Annotated in this window: 17 protein-coding genes; 7 read left to right on the top strand and 10 right to left on the bottom strand. The window is 64.0% G+C overall.

The annotated features are described in order from the left end of the window. Both CV770_RS37315 and CV770_RS37310 read right to left on the bottom strand, forming a co-directional pair. Positions 1-579: oleate hydratase (locus CV770_RS37315; RefSeq protein WP_148667140.1), on the bottom strand; the 579-nt coding region annotated here is incomplete at its 3' end. Positions 580-673: 94 nt separating this feature from the next. After that, positions 674-2,500 carry an AMP-dependent synthetase/ligase gene (locus CV770_RS37310; RefSeq protein ID WP_201760201.1) on the bottom strand — a complete coding sequence of 609 codons (1,827 nt, stop codon included), beginning with the start codon at positions 2,498-2,500 and terminating at the stop codon, positions 674-676. A 108-nt stretch (positions 2,501-2,608) separates the two neighbouring features. Between CV770_RS37310 and CV770_RS37305 the strand changes: the two genes are divergently transcribed. The 3 genes from CV770_RS37305 to CV770_RS37295 all read left to right on the top strand — a co-directional run bounded on the left by CV770_RS37305 (position 2,609) and on the right by CV770_RS37295 (position 4,201). Beyond that, the gene (locus CV770_RS37305; RefSeq protein WP_091956022.1) at positions 2,609-2,956 is read left to right on the top strand and encodes a DUF3088 domain-containing protein; all 348 of its coding nucleotides are present in this window, start codon (positions 2,609-2,611) and stop codon (positions 2,954-2,956) included. A 184-nt stretch (positions 2,957-3,140) separates the two neighbouring features. Then, positions 3,141-3,710 (top strand): cysteine hydrolase family protein, encoded by a 570-nt coding sequence (locus CV770_RS37300; RefSeq protein ID WP_091956021.1) that lies wholly within the window; start codon positions 3,141-3,143, stop codon positions 3,708-3,710. A 167-nt stretch (positions 3,711-3,877) separates the two neighbouring features. Then, a complete protein-coding gene (locus tag CV770_RS37295; RefSeq protein WP_165637218.1) occupies positions 3,878-4,201 on the top strand; it encodes a hypothetical protein in 324 nt (107 codons plus the stop codon). A 30-nt stretch (positions 4,202-4,231) separates the two neighbouring features. On the opposite strand, the gene CV770_RS37290 is transcribed toward CV770_RS37295, so the two are convergent. The 8 genes from CV770_RS37290 to CV770_RS37250 form a co-directional block, all read right to left on the bottom strand. Continuing rightward, a complete protein-coding gene (locus tag CV770_RS37290) occupies positions 4,232-5,503 on the bottom strand; it encodes a flavin monoamine oxidase family protein (protein WP_091955739.1) in 1,272 nt (423 codons plus the stop codon). Between the two features lie 9 nt (positions 5,504-5,512). Then, positions 5,513-6,223, bottom strand: a complete 711-nt coding sequence (locus CV770_RS37285) for a dihydrofolate reductase family protein (RefSeq protein ID WP_104465887.1) — start codon at positions 6,221-6,223, stop codon at positions 5,513-5,515. A 22-nt stretch (positions 6,224-6,245) separates the two neighbouring features. Beyond that, the gene (locus CV770_RS37280) at positions 6,246-6,908 is read right to left on the bottom strand and encodes an FABP family protein (RefSeq protein WP_104465889.1); all 663 of its coding nucleotides are present in this window, start codon (positions 6,906-6,908) and stop codon (positions 6,246-6,248) included. A 174-nt stretch (positions 6,909-7,082) separates the two neighbouring features. Continuing rightward, positions 7,083-7,262, bottom strand: coding sequence for a hypothetical protein (locus CV770_RS37275; protein WP_104465886.1), 180 nt, complete (start codon positions 7,260-7,262; stop codon positions 7,083-7,085). A gap of 270 nt (positions 7,263-7,532) precedes the next feature. Further along, positions 7,533-7,781 carry a hypothetical protein gene (locus tag CV770_RS37265; RefSeq protein ID WP_028140731.1) on the bottom strand — a complete coding sequence of 83 codons (249 nt, stop codon included), beginning with the start codon at positions 7,779-7,781 and terminating at the stop codon, positions 7,533-7,535. Between the two features lie 261 nt (positions 7,782-8,042). Further along, on the bottom strand, positions 8,043-10,598 hold the full coding sequence (locus CV770_RS37260; RefSeq protein WP_161500074.1) for a bifunctional diguanylate cyclase/phosphodiesterase: 2,556 nt from the start codon (positions 10,596-10,598) through the stop codon (positions 8,043-8,045). Positions 10,599-10,954: 356 nt separating this feature from the next. After that, positions 10,955-11,734, bottom strand: a complete 780-nt coding sequence (locus tag CV770_RS37255) for a DUF2182 domain-containing protein (RefSeq protein WP_245453960.1) — start codon at positions 11,732-11,734, stop codon at positions 10,955-10,957. A 60-nt stretch (positions 11,735-11,794) separates the two neighbouring features. Beyond that, the gene (locus tag CV770_RS37250; protein ID WP_091955729.1) at positions 11,795-12,427 is read right to left on the bottom strand and encodes a DUF1326 domain-containing protein; all 633 of its coding nucleotides are present in this window, start codon (positions 12,425-12,427) and stop codon (positions 11,795-11,797) included. Positions 12,428-13,180: 753 nt separating this feature from the next. Between CV770_RS37250 and CV770_RS37245 the strand changes: the two genes are divergently transcribed. From CV770_RS37245 to ftsH, 4 genes are all read left to right on the top strand, one after another. Beyond that, positions 13,181-13,630 (top strand): Hsp20 family protein, encoded by a 450-nt coding sequence (locus tag CV770_RS37245; RefSeq protein WP_104465882.1) that lies wholly within the window; start codon positions 13,181-13,183, stop codon positions 13,628-13,630. Positions 13,631-13,736: 106 nt separating this feature from the next. Then, positions 13,737-14,225 (top strand): Hsp20/alpha crystallin family protein, encoded by a 489-nt coding sequence (locus CV770_RS37240; protein WP_091955725.1) that lies wholly within the window; start codon positions 13,737-13,739, stop codon positions 14,223-14,225. A gap of 63 nt (positions 14,226-14,288) precedes the next feature. After that, positions 14,289-14,726 (top strand): NADH dehydrogenase ubiquinone Fe-S protein 4, encoded by a 438-nt coding sequence (locus CV770_RS37235; RefSeq protein WP_091956019.1) that lies wholly within the window; start codon positions 14,289-14,291, stop codon positions 14,724-14,726. A 23-nt stretch (positions 14,727-14,749) separates the two neighbouring features. Then, positions 14,750-16,280, top strand: a 1,531-nt coding sequence (gene ftsH, locus CV770_RS37230; RefSeq protein WP_104465881.1) for an ATP-dependent zinc metalloprotease FtsH, incomplete at its 3' end; no start/stop codon positions are given.

The raw sequence follows: 16,280 nt of genomic DNA, 5'->3' as shown, positions 1-16,280 counted from the left end.
GAGCGTCTCGATGCGCGGAAACTCGTTCATGAAGCGGTGCAGATAGCGCTTCAGCTCGACCGCGCTGTGCCAGGGCTGGAACGCGAAGGTGGTCTGCCACATGTACCAGAAATTGGACTCGAAGAATTTCGGCGAGAGCCAGTCGGTGATGCGGCTATCGCCGAGCGTCTCCTCCGAGGCCTCGGTGAGCCGCAGCAGCTCGAGCCGGTCGCGCGCGGAGAAACCCATATGCGAGACGTCGACCTTGAAACGGTTGCGATCGACCAGCCGCGCCTTCGAGTGCGCCGGGTTCTCCTGGTTGAATGCGATGGTCTCCTCGCGCACGCTGAGGCCGGGATGCTCGAGCGAAGGGATGCTGGAGAGCAGATCCCAGGTGCATTCATAGTGATCGGTGGTCAGCATGCGCCCGCCGCGCAGCGAATAGGCGCCATTCGCGAGCAGCGTGCCGTCGAGGCTGCCACCGACCAACGGCTGCGCCTCGTAGATCACGATGTCGCGCCCGGCCTGCTGCGCGTCGCGGATCAGGAACGCCGCGCCCGCAAGCGATCCAATACCACCGCCGACGAAATACGCCTTCATGACTTGCCTCGATTGCCGTTCGAATTCGCGAGCGACATTGCATCGCGAGGCAGCGACCGAAGTTGCGCTGGATCAACCGCGGGGAGCGGCGAAATCACGTCGACGTTATCGCCGCGGGCTTCTTCGCATACACGTGCTCGATCTCGTCCGCGAAGCGGCGTTCGAGCGCGGGCCGCTTGTTCTTCAGCGTCGGCGTGAGCAGGCCGCTCGCGATGGTCCACGGATCCAGCGTCCACCACACCGCGCGCGGCGTCGCGTAGGACGGATAGGCCTTCACGGCCGCCGCGATCCTGGCCAGCAGCGCAGCCCGTTCCGCCGCACCGCCTTGCTTGCCGCTCGCCGCCAGTCTTTCCTTCTCCTGCACCCAGGCTTTTGCATTCAGCACGACCAGCGCGGCGAGGAACGGCCGCTGCTCGCCGACCACCAGCGCCTGCTCGAACAAGGGATCGGCGAGAATCGCGGTCTCCAGATCGACCGGCGCGATTTTCTCGCCGGTGGACGTGACCAGAATGTCCTTGATGCGGCCGGTGATGGTGATACGCCCGTTCTCGATGCGGGCCTGGTCGCCGGTGTGCAGCCAGCCGTCGGCGTCCTTGACGCGGCGTGTCTCCTCCGGCTTGTGCCAATAGCCGAGCATCACGCTGGGGCCGCGCACCAGCAATTCGTCGTTCTCGCCTAACCTCACCTCGACGCCGTCGAGGACATGGCCGACCGAGTGCGGATCATTGTCCTCGATGGTGTTGACGGAGACCACCGGCGAGGTCTCCGTCATGCCGTAGCCCTGGAGCACATCCAGCCCGAGCGCGAGAAACAGACGAATGACGGGCTCTGCGATCGGCGCGCCGCCGGAGATCGCGACGCGCAGGCGGCCGCCGAGCCGCGCCAGCACCTTGTCGGCGACGAGCCGTTTGAGCAGCGGCCAGGCCAGCCGGTCCAGCAGCGACGGCACGCCATGCCGCTGCCGTGCATCGAAACGCCGCCCGCCGACGGCGATGGTGAGGTCGAGCAGCAAGCGCTCGATGTAACTTGCTGATGCGCGATGCTGCATGATCAGCGCGTAAATGCGCTCGTAGATCCGCGGCACCGAGACCAGCACCGTCGGCCGCACACGCTTCAGGTCCTCCGAGAGTTGCGGCACCGAGCGGGCATAGGCGACGCAGGCGCCGGCCGCGATCGGATAGTAGTAGCCGCCGTTGCGCTCGAAGGTGTGCGAAAGCGGCAGGAAGGACAGGAAGACGTCGTGCGGTTCGGCGGCGATGCGATGCGCGATCGCCTTCACATTGGCGACGACATTGCCATGCGACAGCATCACGCCCTTTGGCCGCCCGGTCGTGCCCGAGGTGTAGACGATGGCGGCGAGATCGTCCGGCCGGATCACGACATCGGGCAGCGGCGCGGTCGCGCCGGGTGCTTGTGCGAGCCAGTGGTCGAGCCCGACGATGCGCGCGTCCGGCGTGATGAGCCCGCCTGCATCCGCGCAGACGACGCGCTTGAGATGGTCGAGCGGCTGGCCGGTCGCCACGATCGCCTGCCAGCGCTCCAGCGTATCGACGAACAAGAGCAGCGCGCCGGAATCGACGAGGACGTAAGCGATGCTGTCGGGGTTGTCGACGGCATGCATCGGCACCGGCACGAGGCCGCGCGACAGCGCCGCCTGGTCCATGGCGATATGCGCAATGCCGTTCGGCATCAGGATGGCGACGCGTTCGCCCGGCGCGAACTCCTCCGCGGCGAGCGCGCGCCGCCACAGCTCGAATCCCGCATCGATCTCGTGCCAGGACTGGCTGACCCAGCGCTGCGCGGTCGCATCGAAATGACGATAGGCCTCCGCCGCCGGCGTCGCCTCGACGCGCCAGCGCAGCAGTTGCGGCAGCGTCCCGATTCCGGCAAGTCCGTCCGGTTGACTCGTCAGCCCCGGCATGGCGTCCTCTCGCGTCTCATCGATTCCCAACCATTTGGTGCCTCGACACTAGGCCGGCCAGCCCTTGCCGCTTTGATCCTCAGCAAGGCGGCCATGCAAGGAGCGACCATGACGCGCGACCGCCTGTTTCTGCTGCGCCCCGGTTTCGAGGATCCGGCCTTTCCGGGGCGCCTGTTCTATTGCTGGCATTGCGCGCTGATCGAGGGCGTGCTGGCTTCATTTCCGCAGCTCGCCGAAAAGCTGGATGTCGAGCGCATCGCGTGGCCGCGCCCGCGGCAGCTGGTGATCGCACTTCTCGGCGAAGAGAACCAGTCGCTGCCGCTGCTCGTTCTGGCGGACGGAGCGACCTCGCCGCATCAGACCGGCAGTCATCACGGCCGCGCCTTCATCGCCGACAAGGACGCGATCCTCGCCGCGCTCTCCGAACGCCACGGCTTTCCCGATCCGCATCCGTAGAAAGGGGTCCCGTAGCCCGGATGGAGCGCAGCGCAATCCGGGACAATCTCGCAGAGGATAAAGCGGCCCCGGATTACGCTACGCTCCATCCGGGCTACGGGCCCGAAACGAGGGAAGATCGGCATTGCGCACCATCCCTGTCGCCTCGCATATTCGCCACCACACCCGCCCGAAAGGTCCGATCATGACCAGCCCCCTCCCCGCTCTCATCGTCGTCGACGTCCAGCGCGCGTTCGACGAATGGGAGGCGGCGGGACAGCGGCGCAACAATCCGGATGCGGTGGCGCGGATCGCCAGTCTGTTGCAGGCATTCAGAGCGCGCGGCGCGCCGATCTTTCATATCCGCCATGAAGGCACGAAGCCGAATTCATCGTTTCTGCCATCGCGTTCCGGCTACGCCGTCAAGGACGAGGCACACGAGCAGCCGGGCGAGACGGTTATCATCAAGCGCGTCAACAGCGCCTTCATCGGCACCGACCTGGAAAAGCGCCTGCGCGCGGCCGGCATCGGTACGCTCGTGATCTGCGGCGCCACCACCAATCATTGCGTGGAGACGACGACGCGGATGGCCGGCAATCTCGGTTTCGACGCGCATCTCGTGCGCGATGCGACATGGACGTTCGACCGCATCGGGCCCGACGGCGACAAGCATTCCGCCGAAGAAATCCATGCAATGACGCTGTCGAACCTCAACGGCGAGTTCGCGCGCATCGTCACCAGCGACGACGTGCTCGCCTCGTTCGCGGCCAAGTGATGGCAGCAATGCGATCAATGCGGATGATGCGACAATAAATCTCACGACGCACACTCATGCGAGCGAATCGGGCGTCGCAATCCTGCGTCGTTTCGACGCCCGCACTGGCCGGAACGCGGCGAGCGCCCATCTGTTGTCACACGACATTCAACTGGAGTGATGACACCATGAAGTATCTCATTGTCGCGATGGCGGTCGGTGCTGCGGCGCTCGCCGGCGGATCGGCGGCGAACGCGGCCAATAATTCAGGCGCGAAGCAGAACGCGCCGGCAGCCCAATCGACCGACATCAGCGCGCAGCACCGGCACCACGGCCATCGCCACCATCATCACTGGCGTCAGCATCACCACCATCACGGCTACTATCGTCCGCACCACAGGAACTACGGCTACTACCCGCGGCATCACGGCTATTACGGCGGCGGACCGTACGGGTATTACGGCGGCGGCGGTCCCTCCGTGACGTTCGGCTTCGGCGGCAGCCGCTGGTAAAAGGAAAGGCCCGCGATGCGGGCCTTTTTCTTACCCCCGCAAAATCATCCCTGCCGTCTCCTGGCCGCTCGCAAGCGCCGCTTCCACCGTGCCCATGTCACGGCCGCGATAGAGAGCTTCGCCGGAAAACAGCACCAGTCCATCGGCACGCGCGAGGATCGCTTGTGCCGCACGCGTCCGCGGCGTCGCCCAGGAATAGGCGCCGCGGGCAAAGGGATCATGCGCCCAATTGGTCGCCGCCGCCGCCACGAGCTCGCGCGCGATGTCCTCGCGCGACAGCTTGAAGATGGCCGCGAGCGAATCGAGCCCGGCATGGATCAGTCCTTGCGGATCGAGGCTTTCCAGCTCCGCCGTGCGCGGGCCGCCGAACCAGCCAGTGAGCACGGCCTGCCCGCTCGGATATTGCGTCCACCACACCGGGATGGTCCGGTCGGACAACAGGAAGGTCATGGCTGCGAGATCCTGGTGCCGCTCGCGCCACCACGGCCGCGCAAACCGCAGCACGATCTTGATGACGTTGCCGAAGCCGATGTCCTGGGTCGCAGCAAGCCTCGCGCGCGCGCTCGCCGGCAGAGCCATCTCGGGCAGCAGCGGCAGCGGCACGGTGAGGATCACGCGATCGCAGGCGTGGACATCGCCCCCGCCGCAGCGAACGGCCGCCGTGTCGCCGCCCTCCTCGATCGCCGATACCACACAGCCGAAATGGATGGTCACGCCGCATCTGCGGCAGTCGGCCGCCAGATAGTCGATCAGCGCGCCATAGCCGCCATCGATGCGCGCCTGCGGCGCGTGCCCGCCGTCCATCCATTCCTCACGCAGCGCCAGCGTCGAGGCGCGCTCGGGGTCGGCTGCGTCATAGCCCTCGACCATCCGCTCGATCGATTGGCGCATCGGCGCATAGTCATCCCCCGCGAAATGCCGGCGCAGGAATTCGGCGACGGAGAGATCGTCCTTCAAGTCCCTCAGCACGGCCTGAAGCTCCGCCTTGTGCGGATCGTCGCGATCCTCGCGCGTGAGCTTGATCCCGTCAAAGCTCCACTGTTCGCCCTCGATCTCGTGAAGGGACAGCCCGGCCTCGCGCAGCAGCCCGCGCGTGACCGGCGCCTCGCCATGGACGAATTCGGCGCCGCCCGCGGCGGGGTAGCCGAACTCGGAGACCGGCAGCGGAAGGATCCGGCCGCCGCAGCGCTCGCGCGCCTCCAGCACCGTCACCTTGCGGCCGGTCCGCGCCAGCTCGCGCGCCGCCATCAGGCCGGCCGCGCCGGCGCCGACGATGACGATATGCTCTGATGTCTCGGGCATGGCCGCGCGTTACCGGCTCGCGGCTTGCGGATCGTTCTTGATCAGATAGCGCAGCAACAGGACACCGCCGCCGAGCTCGCGCGTGCTCTCCAGCGTCATCGCGGTGATCGGCACGCGCTTGTCGCTGTCCGCCTCGGTTGAAGAGAACACGAAGGGCGCGCCCTCTGCGCCATCGATCGCGGGGCTGAGAATCAAGTTGAACTCGTCGATCAGACCGGCACGCAGGAACGCGCCATTGGCGACGCCGCCACCCTCCACCAGCAGGCGCTTCACCCCCAACTCGCGGCTGAGAATGTCCAGCGCCAGCGCCAGATCGAGCTCGGACTTGCCGGCGAAGATGTAGGATACGCCCTCGCCGCGCAGGCCCGCGAGATGCGAATCCGGCACGCTCTCGGTCAGCACGACGACGATCGGATCGCCGCCGATGTCCGAGCGCCCCCAGCCGATCTTGCCCTGCGCGTCGAGCACGATTCCATAGGTCTTGGCGTCCCGCCGCGCGAACCAGTTTTCACGCGGCAGTTTCGCGTCATTCGTCGCGGGATAGGGCTTGCCCTTGGCGAACTCCGCGCCGGTAACGCGGCCGATCACCCAGGCATCGCCGCCGAGCTCGTCATGGATCTTCTCGAACCAGTCCGTGCCCGCCCCCTTCGGGCGCCAGCGGCTGGGATGCGTGCGACCGTCGAGGCTGGAGTGCATCAGACAGATGACATAGGGCTTCATGCAAAGTCTCCGACGCCGCGCTTCACTCTGCCGGCCCATTCCCCCTCGCGCGATCGTTCACGATCACCGCGAGCGGATTGAGCTTCGGCGGTGCAACGAGCTGCAGCGTGTTGGTGTCGCGATGGTCGAACGGCGCGCCGCGCACGAACAACTCGGTCTGGATCAGATAGGTCCAGCTGCCGTCGTCGTTGAAGGTGATGTTGCAGCGGTAGGAGTCGGTGCGAAACGCCTGTTCCAGAAAGTCGTTCGAGCAGATCCCGTAGGCGGTATCGCCGCGCTTTGCGGTGACGGAGATGGTCTTGTCGTCGGGCCCGGCCTTGCCCGAAGCCAGCAGCACCTGCCCGCGTGGAATCGCCAGCGTCTGCATGATCAACCCGGTCGCGGGCTCCCACAGCCAATAGCCGACCTGGTCGTGGAAGGTGATGTCTTCCTCGGGCGTGTTGATGTGGATGTGATAGCGCAGCCCGTACAGCAGCTGCGGTCCGTTGGCCTGCGGATCGATCGGGTCCATGCGGATGCGCTCGATGAATGTCCGCCGCTCCGGCCCCTCCGCCTTCGGATTGATGTCGATGCCCTTGTCCGCCCGCCAATGCCCTGCGAGACGGCGAAGCGGGCCGAGATTGGCAAGGCCGTCGGGCGAGACGTCCTCGGGCTCGGTGAAGATGTCGGCGGGAATAGGGAGCATGGCGGCCTCGCGGGAAAGTTGCGGAGGCAGCAATAGCATGGCGGCGAGAACCTGGCGCGTGCTCAGGCCTCACAATCGCGAATGGACACCGGCGTTGTGCGCGGGACGATTGTCGGGCTTTTCGACAAGACGACGAAGCCGAACCCGCTCGGTTCGGCTCCGCCGCCGGGACGTTTAGTGGCGATGATCGCGGACCTCGGGCTGCGTGCGGTGGTCCCTGACGATGGCCTGATTGCGATGGTCGCGCACGATGGGCGGGTCGCGATGATCGCGGACGATGGTCAGCGCGCTCGCGGGCGTCACCGCGCTTGCCAAGGTGATCGCTGCGAAGGCCACAAGGATGGTATTGCGCATAAGTCTTGTCCTCTTCCCGGTGGATCACTGCGAGCCACCTGACGCCAAGCTAGATCGACCTGTGAGAATGATATGTGTCGTCAATCACGCGGCGACGATCGGGACGCAGGCGATCACGCGTCATCCGCAGCACGAAGCGCATGGCGGCTTGTCCGTCGAGCTCCTCTGCGAAGGACAGACGCGCGACACGATCTTCGCGACGCTCGGCGTGTCCGTCAGCACCGTGAAGAGCCACCTCGCTGACGTTTCCGGTGTCACCGGAGACCGCCCTCAAGCCGCTTCCGACACCGATTTCGCACGCTCTTCGAGCACGCCGATCGTTGAGACCAGATTGTCGCGCCGCGCTCGAAGGTTCAGTGCAAGCAGCGGATATGTCGGCTGAAGCACGTCGAACACGCCGGCTTTGGCTTCCTCCTCGAGAATGTCGGTATTCAACAGCCGAACGCGCCACCACAAATCGGCGATCAACGCATCGAGCCGGAGTTCGCCGGCAGTACCAGAACGGGACATTTCTTGCATCGCATGCCTCAACCTGAAACGGGCCTCCCTGCCGAGGCCCGGCTTTGGTCATGACTGAGCAAGCAGAATGCCAGGATCGGCGGGTGCGATTTGGCTCGGGAATTGGCTCCGCGCGGTGCGGTCCTTCGGCTCTCAGCGGAAGCGTGCCAGGGGACCACCAGGTCTTGCCCCCTTCCAAGCTATTGATAGGGAGGCTTCACCTGCTCAGCTTTCCTGCTCCTGGGCGGCGGGCGATGATGACAAACGCCGGAGGCATTCAGCTCACGCCGCCCGCCGTTTCCGTCGCGCCGGGAGGCCTTGCCACGGGAGGTCGGCGAGCGGCACGGGCTTGCTGAAGTGAAATCCCTGGCCGAGCGGAATGCCGAGTGACTGGAGCCGTTTGACCTGCTCGGAGGACTCGACCCCCTCGGCGACGATCGAGAGCTTCAACGTCTTCGCGAGCTGCACGATGGACTTCAGCACGGCGACGGTCTCGCAGCGATCGATCCTGTCGATGAACGATTTGTCGATCTTGACCTTGTCGAAAGGAAAGGCCGTCAAATAGGACAAAGACGAGTATCCGACACCGAAATCGTCGAGGGCAATGGAGACGCCGAGCGCCTTGAGGCGCTGCAGCGTCTTGAGGTTCTCCTCGGTGTCGGCGAGAAATACGCTCTCGGTGATCTCGAGCTCGAGCCGGGTTTGCGGAAGGCCGCTCTGCGCCAACGCAAACGTCACGCTGTCGGCGAGATTGGTGCCGGCAAATTGCAGGGCAGAGAGATTGACGGCGACCTTAACGTCGGCCGGCATGCTCATCGCATCGCGACAGGCCCGGGCAAGCACCTGATTGCCGAGCTCGACGATCAAGCCCCCCGCCTCCGCAACCGCAATGAACTCAGCCGGAGGAATGTAGCCCCTGGTGCCGTGATGCCAGCGCGCCAGGGCTTCGACCGATTTTACCCGGCCGGTGCCGAGCTCGATCACGGGCTGATAAAATACCTCCAGCTCCTCGCGCCAGATCGCTTCGCGCAGCTCGATCTCGAGCACGTTGCGCTGGTCCGCTTCCGCCTTGAGCTCCGCTGAATAGAGGTGGAAGCAGCTTCGGCCGGCATTCTTCGACCTGTAGAGCGCAAGATCGGCGTTGCGAAGGATCTCATCGACCCGCGTGCCGTGCTCGGGCACGAGCGCAAGGCCAATGCTACAGCCGATCACGACGGGATGGCCATCGATGTGATAGGGCTCGGCAATGGCCTGGACCAGCCGCTCGGCCAGGCTTGCAGCGCCGTCGCGCATCGCGGCCACGATCACGGCAAACTCGTCGCCGCCAATTCGCGCCGCCGTATCGGCATCACGAATCTGCGCCTTGATCCGGTCGGCAACCTGCTTCAGCAACGCGTCGCCGCATTGATGGCCGAGCGCATCATTGACGGACTTGAACTTGTCGAGATCGAGCAGGAGTACGGCGAACCCAGGCTCCAGCCGGCGCGAGCTGGCCAGCGCCTCGTCGATGCGCTCCTTGAATAGGTTGCGGTTGGCAAGGCCGGTCAGGCTGTCGTAATGCGCCAGCCGCTCGATGCGGTCCGCCGACGCCTTGCGCTCGGTGATGTCCTCATGAGTAGCGACCCAGCCGCCACCCTCGCGCCGGCCGTAGGAGATGTAGACGACCCGTCCATCGGGAAACTGCACGGTGTTCGAGATCTGCTCCGACCGGGCGAGCCGGTTCTTCAAATCGACGAGATAGGCCTCGACGTCGAGCACGGCGGTCTGTTTTGCGAATATATCCCGGAAATGCATGCCGATCCGAATGTCTTCCGGCAGGAGGCCATAGAGTTCGAGCCATTGCGGGTTGAATGCGATCAGACGGTCACGGCCATCGAACATGCTCAAGCCCTGGGGAAGGTTCCTGAGCGCATCCTCGAACTTGCTGGCAAAATCGCGCCGCTCGCGGTGAGCGCGATCCAGCGCCTGCTGCCGTCGCCAATGGAATGTCGTCGCGGCGAGGATAACGAACGTCAGCAGCAGCGCGCCGCCGAGATAGACCTTCTGCCTGACGGCGGAGCGGGAATAAATCTCCTGCTCCGAAATGCCGACGGTGAAGATGAGCGGAAACGCGCGCGACCTGCGCGCCGTGATCAGCCGGTCGCTGCGGTTCGGTCGGTTCTCGTTCCAATATTGCACATAGAAGCCGTCACCGAGCTCGCCCTCGACGCGGCTGGGTGTGCGTTGTCCCAGCACGGAGCCCTGGTCCACGCCCCGGGCGGCGAGCACGACGTAATTGGCATTTCTGAGCACCAGCGTTCCTCCGACGCCGAGCTTTGCCGTATCGTAGAACCTGCCGACTACGTCGACGCTGATCGAGCCGACGATCACCCCGGCCGGATTCCCCTCGAGGTCGAACAACTTTCTTGCGAGCTGTATCGTCCATTTGTTCGAGGCCCGTCCCAGCACCGGCTTGGCGACGTAGAGGCGATCGTCGGCTTGCGCCATGACATTGATGAAGTGCTCGCGATCGCCAAGATAAAGCGGCGGGCCGGAATAGCCCGCAGTCGTCTCGATCATGTATCCGCCCGATCCGATCAATGCGAGCTGAACCACGTCGCCGGTCGCAATGCGGGCCTTGTCCGACCATGACTTCAAGCTGAAGGTGAGCGGATCCTGGGCGTAGAGCGCTCGTACCACCAGCAATGACTGATCGACGCGCTCGAAGATGCGTTCGGTGTTTTCCTCGAACAGTTCGGCGACGCTGTCGCCGTGCGACCGCGCCTGCACGACCGCATCCATCCGCTCCGACGCGGTGATTGCGAAATAGCCGATCCAGACCAGGGGCAGAAAGAACAATGCGATCTGCAGCGGACCATTCCGCAGGATCGTTCTTCCGGCTTTGCGGACTGCCCCTGCGGGAATCACGACGCGCACCCCCGCTTCGGCCGCCAGGGCAGAACTGCGCTCGCCCGCAGTATTGGCATCGCCTTGTCTCCGCCTCGACTGCACAGGGACACCCGCGGCCGACAGCGGCGCGCGGGTGCTGTTCATAGCGCAAAGGTAGCTGAAACAGCCTTAAGTTTTTGTTTGGGCAAAGCTCAATTCTTCAGCTTCAAGCATCCGTATCATCACGGAGGTCGGCTGGCCTTGAGCAATCAGGTACATGGGCATGTCGAAAGCTGCACATATTTAGCCGCCTTTGGACCGGCTTTTCAGATTGCGCGCGCAAGAACGATCGCGCCGGACAGGATGAGGACCCCGCCTGCCGCATAGCTCAATCTTCGGCCGAACGGCAGCAGCTTCTCGCCGGCGACATAGAGCGCGATGCCGATGATCCAGGCCAGGTTCATCACGCCGCCGACGAACAGCAATACCATCAGAAACCAGCAGCAGCCGACGCAGTAGCTGCCGTGGCGAAATCCCATTCGCAATGCGCCGCGCGTGCCGGGCCGCCAATGTCGGCTGAGAAACAACAGCGGGCTCTCGCAGTAGCGCAGGCACGCCTGTTTGAGAGGCGTGAACTGATAAACCCCTGCTGCAATCAGAACGCCGCCGCCCAGAATCGCGCTGGTGCTTGCCATCGCCATCGACAGCAATCCGAAGCGTTCGAACGCTCCTTGCACCAGGACCGCGGCGAGACTGAACCCCGCCCACGTCACGAGATAGCCGGCGAGAAAGATCCAGGCATCGATTGCGGCGCGGGAGGCAGTCTCCTGCTTGCGCTTGACGGTCGCATACAAGAGAACGGTGGGCACCGCGCTCGGCGCCATCATCGCGACCATCATCACCCACCACATCACGAACAGCAGCACGCCATAGAATGGCGTCCACGGCATCGGCGCCATGTCCGGCATGTCGGTCATCATCTCGGTGTCCATGCCGGCGCCCGCGGCGAGATAGGCCCAGGCGAGCGCCACCACTGCGGCAGTCCCGATCGCGACGATCAGCCGGTCGCGGTGGAGCAGGTGTTCCAGTATCGAGCGCCCCTGCATCGACTTGTCCATAGCGATGAGGAGCTGACACCGAGGTTTTGTGTCGGTGTCAGCGCTGCATCATGCCGCTACGCCATCGGGCGTCTGCACGACATTGGCGAGCGAGCTATGCGTACCCTGGGTCTCGAACGGGATCGCGCCGGTCGAGCGGATGTTGGCGGATGCGACCTCGGCCGACCGATGTTCGAACCCCTCGGGCATGACCACCTGGATGCGGTGCGGATCACCGGTCACCGGATTCTTGATCGGCTCGACATCGGTCTCGAGCACGCCCCTGGCGACGAGTTTTGCGACGCGTCCTTCTTTGTCGAAGGAAAACTCGAACGGCGCAAACACCGGATCGTGGATCTTGGTCACGATCATGCTGACGATCTGGAAAAGCGTGCCTTCGGCCGAATGCTTGCCGGAAAAGATATCGAACAACGCCTGACGCTGCTCCGCCGTGGCGCGCTCGTCGATGATGGGCTGGATTGTCCCGTTGCCCTCGTGCAGCGGCCCAGGGAAATCGACCGTGATCGCAAAGCAGAGACCATCGAGCCTGGTCCCTTCGAAATGTCCTTTGGCGATCCGCATGGCGACCAATCCCTTGCAATAGCCTTGGGTCGGCCGTGCGTTGAAATCGCAGGGGCAGCCAAACGCGCAGGTGCAGTTCTTCATCCATTCGCCTTCGAGACGCCAGTCCGATGCAGCCATGGCACATCTCCCAATGTGAGCGGGGACGCGGCAGCCGTTGACGATTTGTTCAGCGTTCTTGTCGAGGCAAAGCGAAAGGGCGCGAGCGGGATCGAGGTCCGATCAGAAGGCCGGCATCGCAGAAAAAGTATGGTGGCGAGCTGCCGTTTACCGTCCAAGGATCATATCAGCGGCCGCCGGCCACGTATAGCGAACGAGGGTAGTGCCTCAGGAGCAGCCACACCTCGGGGATGTCCGACGTCAGGGGAATGGTGCCCAGGGAGGGAATCATACGCAACCACCGACACGACGAACCGCTGTTTGTCCTTAGTATGGTGGCGTGAGCGCTTGGCACGGTAGCGGAGGCCCACTGAAGGCGGTTGCAGAAGATTCAAGGACGCCGCGCATAATGGCGCTCACCGGGGAGTATCTTTTCGCTTGCCGGGAATGTCTATTCAAGGGCGAGGTCAAGGTCTTCGTCGCGCATGGTGACGCCTCGCGGTCGCCTTGGCTGCGCAAAAAACGCAAAAAAAGCGGCTATGGATCAAATACTGCACTGGCGCCGGGTTTCGTTCCTTACCCAACGCGGCAGCGTGGATTTAGGTCAGGGTCCTTGCCGCGCAATACACTTAGCCCCCTTGAAACGAAATCCGATCTTTCTAATTCATCCCTCGCCACGGTGACGTGGCGCCGGATGCCATACGGGTCCGGCCAACGCCAACGGGAACTCCCCGGGGGTACTTGTATCCATGTTGCTCAAAGGAGGATGTGGCTATGAGAGCCTATGATCTAAACGACCTCTGGCGCTCGACCGTCGGGTTCGACCGCCTTTTCGACCTGGTCAACGGCGCGATGAACGACAGCGATAGCTATCCGCTGTATGACATCAAGCGCATCGGCGAGGACAGTTACGAAATCTCGCTGGCACTGGCCGGCTTCGCTCCTGATGAGATCACCGTCACCGCCGAGCGGAACATGCTCACGGTGGAAGGCCGCAAGGCCGACAAGGTTGATCACGACTATCTTTATCAGGGCATCTCGCTGCGGCCGTTCCGCCGCGTGTTCAACCTGGCCGAATTCGTCCAGGTGAAGGATGCGCATTTCGAGAACGGCATGCTCAGGATCGTCCTGGTGCGGGAGCTGCCGGAAGCGATGAAACCGCGTCGCATCGCGATCGACGTTGCCGGCAACGACAACCGGAAGATCGAGAAGAGCGCGGCCTGACGACTGGCTCGTCAAGCTGCGGCAGCGCAGGCCGTCGGCCGATGCCGCGCGCGGCTTGGCGTGCCTTGGGAATGGAACAGTCGAGAAAAAATGAAAGGAGTATGACATGGCACTTCGCGATCTCATGCCGTGGAACAACGGCTCTCGTGAGTTGGGCTCCTACCGCGGTGAGGGCAACCCTTTCCTGTCACTGCACCGCGAAATGAACCGGCTCTTCGATGACGCATTTCGGTCCTTCGATGTCGCCCCGTTCGGATCGGCTCACGCAATGGGCTGGCCGAATGTCGAGGTGAGCGAGACCGACAAGGAAGTCAAGGTGACGGCCGAGCTTCCCGGTCTCGAGCAGAAGGACGTCGCGGTCGAACTCGCCAACGGCATGCTGACCATCAGCGGCGAGAAGAAGAGCGAGACCGAAGACAAGGAGCGTCGCTTCAGCGAACGCTATTACGGGCGTTTCGAGCGGCGCATCCCTGTCGACGAAATCGAGACTGACAAGGTTGACGCGTCGTTCCACAACGGCGTTCTGACGGTCAAGCTTCCGAAGTCGCCGACAGCAAAGGAAAAAGTGAAGAAGATTGCGATCAAGAGCAACTAAGGCTGGTTGGGCGGGAGCAGCCCGCTGCTCCCGCCCGCCGCCTTTTACCCGATGGAGGCTCCGATGAACGTGCTTCATTCAGCCTTTTTGAACTCAACCTCGCTGTCGCATGACGCGGCCCGGCCCGTCACCCGATCGATTTTTCCCCGCGACGCGCACGCGCTGATCTACCGACCGGCTCGTTCGCCGATGACCTCGGCCCCTTTGCGCCGGCGGGAGTGGAAGCTGCGATTCGAGCGCCGCTCGCCGCTGCGGATCGAACCCCTGATGGGCTGGACCGAGGATGACGATCCCCTGGCGCAGGTCGAACTCTCGTTTCCGTCGGCGAAATCGGCGATCGCCTACGCCAACCGGCAGGGCCTGTCTTATACCATGCTGGGATCACCCGGGCGGGATCCAGAACTTCGGGCGATCCCACACGATCCTGCCAAGCGCCCCATCGACACAGCGGCGCATCGCGATGCAACAGCCACGCCGACTCGATCGCAAGAGGCGGCGTGAATGTTTGGCCGGAGTGATTTGAGATGACCAGCAAAACCCGCTTCAACATCGGCTACACGATCGCCGCCCTGCTCGGCATTCTGCTGATCCAGTACTTCGTCGCCACGGCAAGCCAGGTGGCGCCGATTCCCTACAGCCAGTTCAAGCAACTGCTGCGCGAGAGCAAGATCGAAAGCGTCGGCGTCTCCGACCGCTTCCTGCAAGGCACGCTGAAGGAGCCGCTGCCGGGCGGTCAGAAGCAATTCGTCACCACGCGGGTCGACCCGGAATTCGCCGGCGAGCTCGAAAAGTACGGCGTCCGATTCACCGGCCAGATCGAGAGCACGTTCCTGCGCGATTTGCTGTCCTGGGTGATGCCGGTGCTCCTGTTCTTCGGGCTGTGGTGGTACATCGGCAAGCGCCTTGCCGAGGGCCAGGGGCTTGGCGGCGGGTTGATGGCGATCGGCAAGAGCAAGGCCAAGATCTATGTCGAGTCGGATACGGGCGTGACCTTCGCCGACGTCGCCGGCGTCGATGAGGCGAAGGACGAACTGTGCGAAATCGTCGACTTCCTCAGGAATCCAAAGGAATATGGCCGGCTTGGCGGACGCATGCCGAAGGGCGTTCTGCTGGTGGGACCGCCGGGAACCGGCAAGACGCTGCTGGCCAAGGCCGTCGCCGGCCAAGCCAAGGTTCCGTTCTTCTCGATCTCCGGATCGGAATTCGTCGAGATGTTCGTGGGCGTCGGCGCGGCAAGGGTGCGCGACCTGTTCCAGCAGGCACGCGAAAAAGCCCCCGCCATCATCTTCATCGACGAACTCGACGCGCTCGGCCGGGCACGCGGCATCGGCCCGTTCGCCGGCGGACACGACGAGAAGGAGCAGACACTCAATCAGCTGCTGGTCGAACTCGATGGCTTCGACTCGCGTTCCGGCCTCGTCATTCTCGCGGCCACGAACCGGCCGGAAATCCTGGATCCCGCGCTGTTGCGCGCCGGCCGCTTCGACCGTCAGGTGCTGGTCGACCGACCCGACAAGAAGCGGCGCATCGAAATCCTCAAGGTGCACATGAAGAAGGTGCAGCTGGCCCCGGACGTCGATGCCGAAGCGGTCGCATCTCTGACGCCCGGGTTTACCGGAGCCGACCTTGCCAACCTCGTCAACGAAGCGGCGCTGCTGGCGACCCGACGCGGCGCCGAGGCGGTCGCAATGACCGATTTCAGCAACGCGGTGGAACGCATCGTCGCGGGACTGGAAAAGCGCAACCGCCTGCTCAATGCCAGGGAGCGTGAGATCGTGGCCCATCACGAGATGGGGCATGCGCTGGTGGCGCTGTCACTGCCGGGCGTCGATCCCGTGCACAAGGTGTCGATCATTCCGCGCGGCGTCGGCGCGCTCGGCTACACCATCCAGCGCCCGATCGAGGACCGTTTCCTGATGACCAAAGAGGAGCTGGAGAACAAGATGGCGGTGCTGCTTGGCGGCCGCGCGGCCGAATTGATCGTATTCGGCCATCTCTCGACCGGTGCCGCAGACGACCTCCGCCGCGTCACTGACATCGCGCGCAGCATGGTAA

Origin of the sequence: Bradyrhizobium sp. AC87j1 (genome assembly GCF_002936975.1) — a bacterium.
In the GTDB taxonomy this organism is placed as follows: Bacteria; Pseudomonadota; Alphaproteobacteria; order Rhizobiales; family Xanthobacteraceae; genus Bradyrhizobium; species Bradyrhizobium shewense.
The sequence above is the reverse complement of the archived record's forward strand: the minus strand, read 5'-3'. Positions and strand labels throughout refer to the sequence as shown.

What these genes read in the sequence shown, in the direction of transcription:
- CV770_RS37310 (WP_201760201.1), bottom strand. Translation starts at nt 2,500, where the DNA reads ATGCCGGGGCTGACGAGTCAACCGGACGGACTTGCCGGAATCGGGACG.
- CV770_RS37305 (WP_091956022.1), top strand. Translation starts at nt 2,609, where the DNA reads ATGACGCGCGACCGCCTGTTTCTGCTGCGCCCCGGTTTCGAGGATCCG.
- CV770_RS37300 (WP_091956021.1), top strand. Translation starts at nt 3,141, where the DNA reads ATGACCAGCCCCCTCCCCGCTCTCATCGTCGTCGACGTCCAGCGCGCG.
- CV770_RS37295 (WP_165637218.1), top strand. Translation starts at nt 3,878, where the DNA reads ATGAAGTATCTCATTGTCGCGATGGCGGTCGGTGCTGCGGCGCTCGCC.
- CV770_RS37290 (WP_091955739.1), bottom strand. Translation starts at nt 5,503, where the DNA reads ATGCCCGAGACATCAGAGCATATCGTCATCGTCGGCGCCGGCGCGGCC.
- CV770_RS37285 (WP_104465887.1), bottom strand. Translation starts at nt 6,223, where the DNA reads ATGAAGCCCTATGTCATCTGTCTGATGCACTCCAGCCTCGACGGTCGC.
- CV770_RS37280 (WP_104465889.1), bottom strand. Translation starts at nt 6,908, where the DNA reads ATGCTCCCTATTCCCGCCGACATCTTCACCGAGCCCGAGGACGTCTCG.
- CV770_RS37275 (WP_104465886.1), bottom strand. Translation starts at nt 7,262, where the DNA reads ATGCGCAATACCATCCTTGTGGCCTTCGCAGCGATCACCTTGGCAAGC.
- CV770_RS37265 (WP_028140731.1), bottom strand. Translation starts at nt 7,781, where the DNA reads ATGCAAGAAATGTCCCGTTCTGGTACTGCCGGCGAACTCCGGCTCGAT.
- CV770_RS37255 (WP_245453960.1), bottom strand. Translation starts at nt 11,734, where the DNA reads ATGCAGGGGCGCTCGATACTGGAACACCTGCTCCACCGCGACCGGCTG.
- CV770_RS37250 (WP_091955729.1), bottom strand. Translation starts at nt 12,427, where the DNA reads ATGGCTGCATCGGACTGGCGTCTCGAAGGCGAATGGATGAAGAACTGC.
- CV770_RS37245 (WP_104465882.1), top strand. Translation starts at nt 13,181, where the DNA reads ATGAGAGCCTATGATCTAAACGACCTCTGGCGCTCGACCGTCGGGTTC.
- CV770_RS37240 (WP_091955725.1), top strand. Translation starts at nt 13,737, where the DNA reads ATGGCACTTCGCGATCTCATGCCGTGGAACAACGGCTCTCGTGAGTTG.
- CV770_RS37235 (WP_091956019.1), top strand. Translation starts at nt 14,289, where the DNA reads ATGAACGTGCTTCATTCAGCCTTTTTGAACTCAACCTCGCTGTCGCAT.